Consider the following 11,962-nt stretch of genomic DNA (forward strand, 5'->3'; position numbering starts at 1 on the left):
GAAGTCCTTGGCCTGCATCAGTGTCGAAGCGAACACCTTATCAATGGCCAGGATGCTGACGCGCCGCAACGACGCGGAGGGTTGGGTAAACATCATTGTCATTGTTCTTATAGGGTAGAGTGGTCAATCACCGGCTGGATCGTCTTATTTTTTGGCGATTGTGTCTACCCCGAAGAAATGCGCTGCCTTCTTCGCGGTCCTAACTGCGAAGAAGGCAGCAATGCTATCGCCTCACGGCGCCGGATTCGGTTGCCCCTGGTGAATCAGCTCGATCGCTGCCAACAGTTCGTCGCCGAGTTTCAGTTCGATGCTTGCCAGGTTGCTGCGCAACTGCTCGAGGCTGGTCGCCCCGATGATGTTGCTGGTCACGAACGGCTGGCGGGTGACGAACGCCAGGGCCATCTGCGCGGGATCCAGGCCATGTTCGCGGGCCAACTGCACGTAGCGGCTGCAGGCGGCCACGGTCTGCGGGTTGGAGTAGCGGGCGAAGCGGCTGAACAGGGTCAGGCGTGCATTTTCCGGACGCGCGCCGTTTTCGTACTTGCCCGACAGCATGCCGAAGGCCAGCGGCGAATAAGCCAGCAGGCCGCACTGCTCGCGGATCGCTACTTCCGCCAGGCCCACCTCGAAGCTGCGATTGAGCAGGTTGTACGGGTTCTGGATCGAAACTGCCCGTGGCCAGCCCCGGCTTTCGGCCAGGTGCAGGAACTTCATGGTGCCCCACGGCGTTTCGTTGGACAGGCCGATGTGGCGGATCTTGCCGGCGCGCACTTGCTCGTCGAGCACCTCCAGCGTTTCCTCCAGCGGCGTGAACAGGTCGTTGGGCAAGTGCTGGTAGCCCAGCTTGCCGAAGAAATTGGTCGAACGTTCCGGCCAGTGCAGTTGGTAGAGGTCGATGCGGTCGGTCTGCAGGCGCTTGAGGCTTTCGTCCAGCGCGGCGACGATGTGCTGGCGGTTGTGCTTGAGCTGGCCGTCGCGGATATGGCTGATGCCGTTGCCGGGGCCGGCGACTTTGCTGGCGAGGATCCAGTCGTCACGGTCGCCATTGGCGGCGAACCAGTTGCCGATGATGCGTTCGGTGGCCGCGTAGGTCTCCGGGCGCGGCGGCACCGGGTACATTTCGGCGGTATCGATGAAGTTGATGCCGGCGGTCTTGGCCAGGGCGATCTGCTCGAAGGCCTCATCCTGGACGTTCTGCTCACCCCAGGTCATGGTGCCCAGGCACAGTGCGCTGACGTTGAGGTCGGTACGGCCGAGCTTGCGGTATTCCATCGGAAGGCTCTCTGCTGGACAAAGAAACCATCAAAGCAGGTTGAAAATCTTTGCGCAATCTGGATAATGCTGGGCCTCTCCGTGTGGCGGAAGTGATGCACCACCACGCAGGAAGAACCCCGTCGATCATGGGCGTGCCCGACCCGAGCCCCCAAAAGCGTCCGTGCTCGGCTGCGCGCTTGCCCTTGGCAAGTTGTGCACTATCCAGTAAGATTCGCCGTCTATTTTTCGCTGGGCGGCCTCTGAGGCTTTAGAGAATGAAAACTTTTACTGCTAAACCGGAAACAGTAAAGCGCGAGTGGTTCGTAATCGATGCCGCTGGTCAGACCCTGGGTCGTCTGGCTACCGAAATCGCTACCCGTCTGCGCGGCAAACACAAGCCTGAGTACACTCCTCACGTTGACACCGGCGACTACATCGTCGTCATCAACGCCGAGCAGGTTCGTGTAACTGGTGCCAAGTCTTCGGACAAGATGTACTACTCCCACTCCGGCTTCCCAGGTGGCATCAAGGAAATCAGCTTCGAGAAGCTGATCGACAAGGCCCCTGAGCGCGTCATCGAGACCGCGGTCAAAGGCATGCTGCCGAAGAACCCGCTGGGTCGCGACATGTACCGCAAGCTGAAAGTGTACGCGGGTGCTACCCACCCTCACACTGCTCAGCAGCCTCAAGAACTGAAGATCTAACGGGATAGTTCATTATGTCGGCGACTCAAAATTACGGCACTGGCCGTCGCAAGACCGCAACCGCTCGCGTTTTCCTGCGTCCGGGTACTGGTAACATCTCCATCAACAACCGTCCTCTGGACACTTTCTTCGGCCGCGAAACCGCTCGCATGGTTGTTCGCCAGCCGCTGGAACTGACCGAGACCGTTGAGAAGTTCGACATCTACGTCACCGTCGCCGGTGGTGGTGTCAGCGGTCAGGCCGGTGCTATCCGCCACGGTATCACCCGCGCCCTGATGGAATACGACGAAACCCTGCGTGGCGCTCTGCGTCGTGCTGGCTACGTCACCCGCGACGCTCGTGAAGTCGAGCGTAAGAAAGTGGGTCTGCGTAAAGCGCGTAAGCGTCCTCAGTACTCCAAGCGTTAATACCGCTTCGGCAGTCGAAAAAGCCCGGTTCCTTGGAACCGGGCTTTTTTTATGTCTTGAACTAACCTGTCAGCATGTCCGGGCCGAGTTGCCACATAGACGCAGATCAAGCAAAGCGAGGGTTGTAGCCCGAACCAGGGGTAATCACCTTGTCAGTGTGTGGATTTGTTTCTTACCATGGCGGCCAATTTTTAGCGCCACAGACATTACTAATAGACGCCTGATCCAGCGGGCGAGAAGAAAGCTGATGGGAGAGGACTGAATGAGCAATGACGGCGTCAACGCAGGCCGGCGCCGCTTCCTCGTAGCTGCCACATCCGTGGTGGGGGCTGCGGGGGCAGTGGGGGCTGCGGTACCGTTCGTGGGGTCATGGTTCCCCAGTGCCAAGGCGAAAGCCGCTGGGGCACCGGTGAAGGTCAATATCGCCAAGGTAGAGCCCGGGCAGCAGATGGTTGCCGAATGGCGTGGTCAACCGGTGTTCATCGTGCGACGAACGCAAGAGATCCTCGGCAATTTGAAAAAGATCACCGCAGACCTGTCCGACCCCGAGTCCAAGGCTTCGGTGCAGCCGACCTACGTCGATCCCGAAGTCCGCTCGATCAAGCCGGAAATCCTCATTCTCGTTGGCTTGTGCACCCACCTGGGGTGCTCGCCGACTTTCCGTCCGGAAGTCGCCCCCGCCGACCTCGGTCCTAAGTGGGTCGGTGGCTATTTCTGCCCTTGCCATGGCTCGCACTACGATTTGGCAGGTCGCGTCTACAAGTCGCAGCCAGCCCCGCTCAATCTGCCAGTGCCGCCGCACTCGTACGAGTCGGACGACATCATCGTCATCGGCGTCGATCAGGAGAACGCATGATGAGCAAGTTCATGGACTGGATTGACGCTCGCTTCCCCGCCACGAAAATGTGGGAAGACCACCTGAGCAAGTATTACGCGCCCAAGAACTTCAACTTCCTGTACTTCTTTGGCTCCCTCGCGCTGCTGGTGCTGGTCAACCAGATCGTCACGGGGGTCTGGCTGACCATGAGCTTCACGCCCTCGGCAGAGGAGGCCTTCGCCTCGGTCGAGTACATCATGCGCGATGTCGAGTACGGCTGGATCCTGCGCTATCTGCACTCCACCGGCGCCTCGGCGTTCTTCATCGTGGTCTATCTGCACATGTTCCGCGGGTTGCTCTACGGCTCCTACCAGAAGCCCCGTGAACTGGTGTGGCTGTTCGGCATGCTGATCTACCTGGCGCTGATGGCCGAGGCCTTCATGGGTTACCTGCTGCCCTGGGGGCAGATGTCCTACTGGGGCGCCCAGGTGATCATCTCGCTGTTCGGTGCCATTCCGGTGATCGGTGATGACCTCACTCAATGGATCCGAGGTGACTACCTGATCTCTGGCATCACCCTGAACCGCTTCTTCGCCCTGCATGTGGTAGCGCTGCCGATCGTCATTCTCGGGCTTGTGGTACTGCATATCCTGGCGCTGCACGAGGTGGGCTCGAACAACCCGGACGGTGTCGACATCAAGAAGCACAAGGACGAAAACGGCGTACCGCTGGATGGCATCCCCTTCCACCCGTACTACACGGTGAAAGATATCGTCGGGGTCGTGGTATTCCTCTTCGTGTTCTGTGCTGTGGTGTTCTTCTTCCCGGAAATGGGTGGCTATTTCCTGGAAAAACCGAACTTCGAGCAGGCCAATGCCTTCAAGACGCCCGAGCACATTGCGCCGGTGTGGTACTTCACGCCCTTCTACGCGATCCTGCGGGCGGTGCCTGACAAGCTGTTCGGTGTCATCGCCATGGGCGCGGCGATCGCGGTGCTGTTCGTGTTGCCCTGGCTCGATCGCAGTCCGGTGCGCTCCATGCGCTACAAGGGCTGGTTGAGCAAGATCTTCCTGCTGGTGTTCTGCGTGGCCTTCATCATTCTCGGCGTGCTCGGTGTACTGGCGCCTACGCCCGGTCGGACCCTGTTGTCCCAGGTCTGCACCGTGCTGTATTTCGCCTACTTCCTGCTGATGCCGTTCTACACAAGGCTCGAGAAGACAAAACCGGTTCCGGAAAGGGTGACTGGCTGATGAAAAAGTTTATTGCAGTAATGTTCCTGGCATTGATGCCTGCCTTATCCTTTGCTGCCGAGCAGGGTGTGGAGCTGCAGAAGGTCGATATCGACCTGACCGACAAGGCCGCGTTGCAGGATGGCGCGCGAACCTTCGCCAACTATTGCATGGGTTGCCACAGCGCCAAGTTCCAGCGTTACGAGCGGGTTGCCGATGACCTTGGCATCCCCCACGAGCTGATGCTCGAAAAGCTGGTGTTCACGGGGGCCAAGATTGGCGATCACATGAAGATCGGCATGCAGCCCAGCGATGCCAAGACCTGGTTCGGTGCGGCGCCGCCCGATCTCACGTTGGTCGCCCGAGTGCGGGGTAACGATTGGCTGTACAGCTACCTGCACAGCTTCTACGAAGACAAGTCGCGCCCTTATGGGGTGAACAACAAGGTCTTCCCGAACGTGGGCATGCCCAATGTGCTGGTCGGGCTGCAGGGCAACCAGGTGATTGGGTGCAAGCAGATCCAGACAGTGGTCGACGGCAAGAAGCAGTTCGACCCGCTGACTGGCAGTCCTTTGACCCATGAAGCCTGTGACCAGCTGACCATCGAGCCGAAATCCGGTACCCTGACGCCCGAGCAGTTCGACGAGAAGGTCAAGAACCTGGTGACCTTCCTGGCCTATTCGGCCAACCCGGTCAAACTGGAAAGTCAGCGCATCGGTACCTATGTCCTGCTGTACCTGGCTTTCTTCTTCGTGTTCGCCTACTTGCTCAAGCGCGAATACTGGAAGGACGTGCACTGATCACGCAGTAGTTTCTGGTAGTTGAACGCGCCCTGGGGCGCTCCTGCGCAATCGCGAGGAGCCTCCCAGGGCGCGTTTGCATTTGCAGTTTCACAAGCATCCCCATGCGAGGAGGAGCTACATGGGCGCGACCAACAGGTTAGCCTGCTATTCCGACCCCGCTGACCATTATTCTCATCGGGTACGCCTCGTTCTCGCCGAGAAGGGCGTCAGTGTGCAGATCATCGACGTCATCGCCGATCGTCTGCCGCCCAGACTGATCGAAGTGAACCCCTATGGCAGCGTGCCAACCCTGGTCGACCGCGACCTGGCGTTGTACGAATCGACCGTGGTGATGGAATACCTCGAGGAGCGTTATCCTCATCCGCCGCTGATGCCGGTATACCCGGTAGCGCGCGGCAACAGCCGCCTGCTGATGCACCGTATCCAGCGTGACTGGTGTGCACTGGCTGATGTCATTCTCGATCCGCGTGCCGCCGAAGCTGCGCGTGGCGAGGCGCGCAAGTCGCTGCGCGAGAGTCTGACCGGTGTCTCGGCGCTGTTCGGCGAGTTTCCCTGCTTCATGAGCGAGGAGCAAAGCCTGGTCGATTGTTGTCTACTGCCCATACTCTGGCGATTGCCGGTCCTGGGTATCGAACTGCCGCGGCAAGCCAAGCCGCTGCTGGATTATATGGAGCGACAGTTCGCCCGCGAGCCTTTCCAGGCGAGCCTGTCCGCTGCTGAACGTGAAATGCGCAAGCTTTAAGGAGCCGTTGATGAACTCCAGTCGCCCCTATCTGGTTAGAGCACTGTACGAGTGGATCGTCGACAACGATTGCACCCCCCATATGCTGGTCAACGCCGAGTATCCGGCGGTCCAGGTGCCCCAGGGTTTTGCCAGCGATGGCCAGATCGTCTTGAACATCTCGCCCAGTGCCGTGCGTAACCTGCACATGGACAACGACGCGGTGAGCTTCGAGGGGCGCTTCAGTGGCGTGGCCCATTCGCTCTATGTACCGGCAGGCGCGATCCTGGGGATCTATGCTCGGGAGAATGGCCAGGGCATGGTGTTCGAGCTGGAGCCGCCGTTGATGGATGGCGAAGAGCTCGATGAGGAAGGCGTCGAGCCTGATGATGATGGCCCGCCGGAGGGGGGTGGCCAGCCGCCGCGACCCACTGGGCGGCCGAGCTTGAAAGTGGTCAAGTAATAAAAAAGGCGATCCATCCGGATCGCCTTTTTTATTCAAGTTCGGATTACAGGTCCTTGATCGTGCGGACCTGGTCCTTGTTGATGCGGGTCGGCTTGCCGTCCAGCTGCTTGAATTCGTAGAAGCCCGAGTCTTTGTCGAACTTTGGCGTGTCGAGCGTCTGCAGCTCGCGGCCGTCGTTGAGGGTGATCGCGCTCGGGGTGGAGCAGCCGGCCAAGGTGGCGAAGGCGGTGATGGCGAGAAGGGACAGCAGGGACTTCTTCATGGGCTTTCCTGGGTTGTTTGCGGCAATACCTGGTGCGATGGGCCGCAGCGCGCGTTCATCGCGCGCCGTGGCTCTGGATATCAATCGATGTACTCGAACAGCTTGACGATCTTCTGTACGCCGGACACACCTTGAACCACGCTGGTGGCGGCGTTGGCTTCCTGCTGGGTGACCAGACCGAGCAAGTAGACGATGCCGTTCTCGGTGATCACCTTGATGCGCGAGCTGGGCACGTTGGCGTCACCGATCATCTGGGTCTTGATCTTGGTGGTCAGCCAGGTGTCGTTGTTGCGTGCCAGGATCGACGAGGGCTGCATCACCTGCAGTTCGTTATGCACCTTCTTGACCCGTTGTACCTGGCCGGCGGTCTGCTCGGCGAGGCTCTTCAGGTCGGCGCGCGGGGTCTGGCCGGCGAGCAAGACGATGCCGTTGTAGCTGCTGACGACGATGTGCGAGCCCTTGTCCAGGTCTGGGCTTGCCTTGGCCACGTTGACCGAAACCTTGGTTTCGATCAGCGAATCGTCGATCTTGCTACCAATGGTGCGTGTACCGCGGTCATCCTCGATCGGCGAGTTGCGGGTCGAGGTCAATACCGAGCTGCAGCCGGAAATACCGAGGCACAGGGTCAGGGCCATGAGGCCGAGGCGCTTGGGGATCATTCTTCACTCCCGAACAGTTGGCTGTCGATCAGATCGCACAGGCAATGGATCGCCAGCAGGTGGACTTCCTGGATGCGCGCAGTGACCGTGGAGGGGACGCGGATCTCCACATCCTCGGGCAGCAGCAGCGAAGCCATACCGCCGCCGTCACGTCCGGTCAATGCTACGACAATCATTTCACGATCATGTGCGGCCTGGATCGCCTGAATCACATTGGCCGAGTTGCCGCTGGTGGAGATCGCCAGCAGTACATCGCCTGGTTGGCCCAGGGCGCGGATCTGCTTGGAGAAGACTTCGTTGTAGCTGTAGTCGTTGGCGATCGAGGTGATGGTCGAGCTGTCGGTGGTCAGGGCGATGGCCGGCAGGCTCGGACGCTCGCGCTCGAAGCGGTTGAGCAGTTCCGAGGAAAAATGCTGGGCGTCACCCGCCGAGCCGCCGTTGCCGCAGGCGAGCATCTTGCCCTCGTTGAGCAGCGCGTTGACCATGACCAGGCTGGCCTGCTCGATGTGCGGTGCCAGGATGTCCATTGCCTGTTGCTTGGTATCGATGCTGGCCTGGAACAGCCGGCGAATTCGGGATTGCATGTCCATCTGGTGTGACCTTAAGTGCGGCGGAGGCCTGCGCGACGCGCGACAGGGGCCAGCCCGCGAAACATAGAGCAAAGAAATCGGAATGGGTTCAGCATTCGAAGGCGTTTTTCAGCCATTGAAGCGGCCGACCTGCATGGTGGCTGCCCTGCAGGGCGACTACGTCGAAGCGGCAGGGGTGATCGGCCCAGCGGGGCTCCTTCAGCAGGAACATGTTGGCGGCAAGCGCCAGGCGTTTCTGCTTGCGCCCGTCGATACTTCCGACGGCGCCGCCGAAGTCCACGTGCAAGCGGTAGCGGACTTCGACGAATACTACTGTATCGGCGTCGAGCATGACCAGATCAAGCTCGCCTCCCTTGCATCGCCAATTGCGCGTCAGCAGCTGCAGGCCTTGCCCTCGAAGATAATCGAGGGCCTGGTTTTCTGCCGCGAGCCCGGCGCTGGTAGGCGAGGCGTCGGGCATCAGCGAGCCGTGTCCGGCAGGCGCTTGACCTGACCGCCGGAGAACTCGGCCCAAGGCAGTTGGCGCTCGATACGCTGGTTGGCGTTGATGCTCAGGCTGCCGGACAGGCCCTCTACACGGTTGTCAGGCAGCGCCTTGAGCTGGCCGAGGCGTGGCGCGAGGCTATAGGCATCGACCCCCATCGCGTACAGGCGACCCAGGCTGCCGGCAGCCTGCGGCCACTGCTGGACCACCTGCTGGCGCAGGCTGTTGGTGTTGTCCAGCAGCCATGGGGTTTCGCAGAAGCGAATGCCGTTCATGTCGTTGTACTGGTTCACGTCTCCGCTGGCGCTGTAGAGGTTGGAGGTCGCATAGACCGGCACGTCACCCGCGTACTGGAAGTTTAGGGTCGGCTTGATCTGTTGGGCCTGCTGCGGGGTGGCAGCGAGGAAGATGAAATCGATGTCCTGGCGACGCGACGGTTGTGCGGCGACATTGCCACCCACGGCACTCTGCAGGCTCTTGGCGCGACCTTCGCTCTGGCGCAGCTGGAACAGATCGGCGATCTGTTGAGCCAGGGCCACCGGCTGGGCGATGCGCTCGGCAGCGAGCAGGGTGCCGCCGTTGCCTTCCCAGTCCTGGCGGAAAGCTGCGAGCACGCGGTCGCCCCATTCGCCGCTCGGCACCAGGGCCACGGCGCGGACCAGGCCGTCTGCGCGGGCACGGCGAGAGACTTCGCGGGCTTCGTCCTCGGCGGCGAGGCCGAACTGGAACAGTTGTGGTGGCGATTTCTGCCCGGCCTCGGCGTAGTTCAGCGCCAGGGTGGTGATGGGCAGTTGCGGGTAGTCGGCGAGTTTCTTCACCAGTGGTTTTTCGAGCGGACCGATCACCAGCTGTACGCCGGCCGCCTGGGCCTGGCGATAGAAGTCATCCAGCGAGGTGAGGCGCGAGCTGTCGAAAACCTGAACCGCCGGCGCTGGCTGGCCGGATTGCTGGGCCTGGAAGTGGGCTGCCATGAAGCCGTCGCGCAGTGCACGGGCTACACCGGCCAGCGGGCCTTCCTGTGGCAGCAGCAGGGCGATCTTGGTCAGTGGCTGGCTGGCCAGTTGCTTGAGTTTGACCAGTGCGTCAGGCAACTGCTTGGCGGCCGGATGATCGGCATGTTGCTGGCGCCAGCTATCGATGGCGGCCTGTTGTTGTTCCAGGGTGCCGGCGGTCTTGACCGCCAGGGCCAGGCTGGTCCAGCCGGCGAGGGTCGGGTTGCTGGCCGGTTGCTGCAATTGGTCGGCAGGCAGCGAGGCTACCAGCGACCAGATAGCATCGTTGTTCTTGGCTGCGGCCGGGCCGCTGAGCAGTGGGGCGAGCAAGACGCGCTGCTGGGCAGCAGGGAGTGCCTGGCCGTCGGCTTCGAGGGCTGCAGCATGCACGCTATAGGTGCGTACCTGCAGCTCTTCGGGCAGCTCGCCGACGCGTTGCAGGCTTGGGTGCGATAGGGCGTCGAGGGCGGCTTTGGGCTGGTTGCGGCTCATCGCCAGTTCGGCGGCGAGGGTGCTGGCGAACACCTGTTGGGCGGGTTTGAGCGTGTCCAGTGGAACCTGCTCGAGGATGCGTGCGGCGCGTGGGAAGTCCTTCTGCCGGTAGGCCATGTCGGCGGCGCTCAGGCGCAGCAGCGCGGCGTCTTCGACGGACTTGCTGGAAGCCGCCTTCTCGAGCAGTTGCTCGATACTGGCGTCCGGGGTGCGTGGCAGTTCGCCCAGGCTGGATGAGGGCGAGCTGGCGCAGGCTGCCAGCAGGGCAGCGAGACAGAGGGCTGTGAGCAGCCGCAGGCAAGCGATCATGTAAGGGTCCTGTTACTCGATCAAGTTGGCCGACAATTGTACCCAAGCGCTGGCCGGGGCGCGATCTTGCTGACGCTGATCCTTCACTATAGGTCGCATGTCAGGGGATGGCGGCCAAGTTCTTTGCGCCTTGTTGCGGGCGCTCGGGCTACAATGGCGCCTTTGATCGGCAAGGCAGGTGTGTGCAGTGACTGATGTTGCAGGGGTTCCAAAATCCATAGCGGGTACGCTTTACGTCGTTGCGACGCCCATCGGCAACCTCGACGACATGAGCGCCCGGGCACTCAAGGTGCTGGCCGGCGTGGCGCTGATCGCGGCCGAGGATACCCGCCATTCTGTGCGCCTGCTTCAGCACTTCGGCATCGAGACGCCGCTGGCGGCCTGTCATGAGCACAACGAGCGCGACGAAGGCAGTCGCTTCATCACGCGCTTGCTGGCGGGTGACGATGTGGCGCTGGTGTCCGACGCCGGCACACCGCTGATTTCCGATCCGGGCTATCACCTGGTGCGCCAGGCGCGGGCTGCCGGGGTGAGGGTGGTGCCGGTGCCAGGGGCGTGTGCGCTGATCGCTGCGCTGTCGGCAGCAGGGCTGCCCTCTGATCGCTTCATCTTCGAAGGCTTCCTGCCGGCAAAGGCTGTCGGGCGCCGTGCGCGACTGGAGCAGGTCAAGGAGGAGCCCCGGACCTTGATCTTCTATGAGGCGCCGCATCGCATCCTGGAATGCTTGGAGGACATGGAGGCGGTATTCGGGGGTTAGCGCCCGGCCGTTCTGGCGCGAGAGCTGACCAAGACGTTCGAGACGCTCAAGGGGTTGCCGTTGGCCGAGTTGCGCGCCTTTGTCGCAGCGGATGCCAATCAGCAGCGTGGGGAATGCGTGGTGCTGGTCGCGGGCTGGAGTGCGCCGCAAGACGATCAGGCGATCAGCAGCGACGCCATGCGTGTACTGGACCTGCTGCTGGCAGAATTGCCGCTCAAGCGGGCGGCGGCATTGGCGGCGGAAATTACCGGCGTGCGTAAGAATCTTCTTTATCAGGCGGCGCTGGATAAACAGAAAAACCACTAGTGGCGTAATGATATTATTTGCGGTATTGCTTGTTCTTGCTCGCGCCTGCCGTTACCCTTGTCGGCGGAGAGTCGATCGGACAGTCGCTGCCTGCATTTGTTCCGCAAAAGCAGGGGGAGGAAAGTCCGGGCTCCGCAGGGCAGAGTGCCAGGTAACGCCTGGGAGGCGCGAGCCTACGGAAAGTGCCACAGAAAACAACCGCCTAAGCACTTCGGTGCCGGTAAGGGTGAAAAGGTGCGGTAAGAGCGCACCGCACGACTGGCAACAGTTCGTGGCTAGGTAAACCCCACTCGGAGCAAGACCAAATAGGGTTCCTTATGGCGTGGCCCGCGTCGGAACCGGGTAGGTTGCTAGAGGCGTCCAGTGATGGCCGTCGTAGAGGAATGACTGTCCTCGACAAAACCCGGCTTACAGATCGACTCTCCACCTCTTCTTTTCCTGCTTGAATCGATAGCAGATCCCTCCTGGTAATGCCGAAAAGTTCTTACTCTTGATAATTCACTTTAACTTCACACTCTATCCGTTTGAGTGCGCTTGATTTTTCCCGCCAGTTTTTTCTCCCGGTAGTCCTTCCGCCTTCCTTTGTTGCGCTAAATCTCGGTCCTGTAAGGGTTTTCCTTATGAACGCGCCTTGACGGTGTGGCGGACGGATTCCTATAGTGTGCGCAAGTGGCAGAAAGTGGGATGAAGTGGGTTTTCTGGCACAAAAA

Annotated in this window: 13 protein-coding genes, 1 other RNA gene and 1 pseudogene; 9 read left to right on the forward strand and 6 right to left on the reverse strand. The window is 61.0% G+C overall.

Annotated elements, in window-relative coordinates; all coding sequences use genetic code 11:
• Positions 1-231: 231 nt before the first annotated feature.
• Positions 232-1,272, reverse strand: a complete 1,041-nt coding sequence (locus tag APH44_RS18815) for an NADP(H)-dependent aldo-keto reductase (RefSeq protein ID WP_054893987.1) — start codon at positions 1,270-1,272, stop codon at positions 232-234.
• 257 nt (positions 1,273-1,529) lie between these two features.
• Between APH44_RS18815 and rplM the strand changes: the two genes are divergently transcribed.
• From rplM to APH44_RS18850, 7 genes are all read left to right on the forward strand, one after another.
• Positions 1,530-1,958 (forward strand): 50S ribosomal protein L13, encoded by a 429-nt coding sequence (gene rplM / locus APH44_RS18820; protein WP_054893988.1) that lies wholly within the window; start codon positions 1,530-1,532, stop codon positions 1,956-1,958.
• A 14-nt stretch (positions 1,959-1,972) separates the two neighbouring features.
• Entirely contained in the window at positions 1,973-2,365 is a 393-nt protein-coding gene (gene rpsI / locus APH44_RS18825) for a 30S ribosomal protein S9 (RefSeq protein WP_054893989.1), read from the forward strand.
• A gap of 262 nt (positions 2,366-2,627) precedes the next feature.
• A complete protein-coding gene (gene petA, locus APH44_RS18830; protein ID WP_054893990.1) occupies positions 2,628-3,221 on the forward strand; it encodes a ubiquinol-cytochrome c reductase iron-sulfur subunit in 594 nt (197 codons plus the stop codon).
• Positions 3,221-4,432, forward strand: a complete 1,212-nt coding sequence (locus APH44_RS18835; RefSeq protein ID WP_054893991.1) for a cytochrome bc complex cytochrome b subunit — start codon at positions 3,221-3,223, stop codon at positions 4,430-4,432. Before petA ends, APH44_RS18835 begins: the two co-directional genes overlap by 1 nt.
• Positions 4,432-5,211 carry a cytochrome c1 gene (locus APH44_RS18840; protein ID WP_054893992.1) on the forward strand — a complete coding sequence of 260 codons (780 nt, stop codon included), beginning with the start codon at positions 4,432-4,434 and terminating at the stop codon, positions 5,209-5,211. Before APH44_RS18835 ends, APH44_RS18840 begins: the two co-directional genes overlap by 1 nt.
• A 121-nt stretch (positions 5,212-5,332) precedes the next feature.
• On the forward strand, positions 5,333-5,956 hold the full coding sequence (locus APH44_RS18845; RefSeq protein WP_054893993.1) for a glutathione S-transferase N-terminal domain-containing protein: 624 nt from the start codon (positions 5,333-5,335) through the stop codon (positions 5,954-5,956).
• A gap of 10 nt (positions 5,957-5,966) precedes the next feature.
• The gene (locus APH44_RS18850) at positions 5,967-6,398 is read left to right on the forward strand and encodes a ClpXP protease specificity-enhancing factor (RefSeq protein ID WP_054893994.1); all 432 of its coding nucleotides are present in this window, start codon (positions 5,967-5,969) and stop codon (positions 6,396-6,398) included.
• Between the two features lie 46 nt (positions 6,399-6,444).
• Here the strand turns inward: APH44_RS18850 and APH44_RS18855 are convergent, their stop codons facing one another.
• The 5 genes from APH44_RS18855 to APH44_RS18875 form a co-directional block, all read right to left on the reverse strand.
• Positions 6,445-6,663 (reverse strand): YgdI/YgdR family lipoprotein, encoded by a 219-nt coding sequence (locus APH44_RS18855; protein WP_054893995.1) that lies wholly within the window; start codon positions 6,661-6,663, stop codon positions 6,445-6,447.
• Positions 6,664-6,743: 80 nt separating this feature from the next.
• Positions 6,744-7,322 carry a BON domain-containing protein gene (locus APH44_RS18860; RefSeq protein ID WP_054893996.1) on the reverse strand — a complete coding sequence of 193 codons (579 nt, stop codon included), beginning with the start codon at positions 7,320-7,322 and terminating at the stop codon, positions 6,744-6,746.
• Complete coding sequence (locus APH44_RS18865; protein ID WP_054893997.1) at positions 7,319-7,912, reverse strand: phosphoheptose isomerase; 594 nt, start codon at positions 7,910-7,912, stop codon at positions 7,319-7,321. Before APH44_RS18865 ends, APH44_RS18860 begins: the two co-directional genes overlap by 4 nt.
• 88 nt (positions 7,913-8,000) lie before the next feature.
• Entirely contained in the window at positions 8,001-8,372 is a 372-nt protein-coding gene (locus APH44_RS18870; RefSeq protein ID WP_054893998.1) for a YraN family protein, read from the reverse strand.
• Positions 8,372-10,189, reverse strand: a complete 1,818-nt coding sequence (locus APH44_RS18875; RefSeq protein WP_054893999.1) for a penicillin-binding protein activator — start codon at positions 10,187-10,189, stop codon at positions 8,372-8,374. Before APH44_RS18875 ends, APH44_RS18870 begins: the two co-directional genes overlap by 1 nt.
• Positions 10,190-10,376: 187 nt before the next feature.
• Between APH44_RS18875 and rsmI the strand changes: the two are divergent.
• Positions 10,377-11,252: pseudogene (gene rsmI, locus APH44_RS18880) on the forward strand (16S rRNA (cytidine(1402)-2'-O)-methyltransferase).
• Positions 11,253-11,319: 67 nt separating this feature from the next.
• An RNA gene (rnpB, locus tag APH44_RS19020) (RNase P RNA component class A) lies at positions 11,320-11,679 on the forward strand.
• Positions 11,680-11,962: the final 283 nt, after the last annotated feature.

The organism is Pseudomonas sp. NBRC 111143 (assembly GCF_001320965.1).
Taxonomy (GTDB): Bacteria; Pseudomonadota; Gammaproteobacteria; order Pseudomonadales; family Pseudomonadaceae; genus Aquipseudomonas; species Aquipseudomonas machongensis.

What these genes read in the sequence shown, in the direction of transcription:
- APH44_RS18815 (WP_054893987.1), bottom strand. Translation starts at nt 1,272, where the DNA reads ATGGAATACCGCAAGCTCGGCCGTACCGACCTCAACGTCAGCGCACTG.
- rplM (WP_054893988.1), top strand. Translation starts at nt 1,530, where the DNA reads ATGAAAACTTTTACTGCTAAACCGGAAACAGTAAAGCGCGAGTGGTTC.
- rpsI (WP_054893989.1), top strand. Translation starts at nt 1,973, where the DNA reads ATGTCGGCGACTCAAAATTACGGCACTGGCCGTCGCAAGACCGCAACC.
- petA (WP_054893990.1), top strand. Translation starts at nt 2,628, where the DNA reads ATGAGCAATGACGGCGTCAACGCAGGCCGGCGCCGCTTCCTCGTAGCT.
- APH44_RS18835 (WP_054893991.1), top strand. Translation starts at nt 3,221, where the DNA reads ATGAGCAAGTTCATGGACTGGATTGACGCTCGCTTCCCCGCCACGAAA.
- APH44_RS18840 (WP_054893992.1), top strand. Translation starts at nt 4,432, where the DNA reads ATGAAAAAGTTTATTGCAGTAATGTTCCTGGCATTGATGCCTGCCTTA.
- APH44_RS18845 (WP_054893993.1), top strand. Translation starts at nt 5,333, where the DNA reads ATGGGCGCGACCAACAGGTTAGCCTGCTATTCCGACCCCGCTGACCAT.
- APH44_RS18850 (WP_054893994.1), top strand. Translation starts at nt 5,967, where the DNA reads ATGAACTCCAGTCGCCCCTATCTGGTTAGAGCACTGTACGAGTGGATC.
- APH44_RS18855 (WP_054893995.1), bottom strand. Translation starts at nt 6,663, where the DNA reads ATGAAGAAGTCCCTGCTGTCCCTTCTCGCCATCACCGCCTTCGCCACC.
- APH44_RS18860 (WP_054893996.1), bottom strand. Translation starts at nt 7,322, where the DNA reads ATGATCCCCAAGCGCCTCGGCCTCATGGCCCTGACCCTGTGCCTCGGT.
- APH44_RS18865 (WP_054893997.1), bottom strand. Translation starts at nt 7,912, where the DNA reads ATGGACATGCAATCCCGAATTCGCCGGCTGTTCCAGGCCAGCATCGAT.
- APH44_RS18870 (WP_054893998.1), bottom strand. Translation starts at nt 8,372, where the DNA reads ATGCCCGACGCCTCGCCTACCAGCGCCGGGCTCGCGGCAGAAAACCAG.
- APH44_RS18875 (WP_054893999.1), bottom strand. Translation starts at nt 10,189, where the DNA reads ATGATCGCTTGCCTGCGGCTGCTCACAGCCCTCTGTCTCGCTGCCCTG.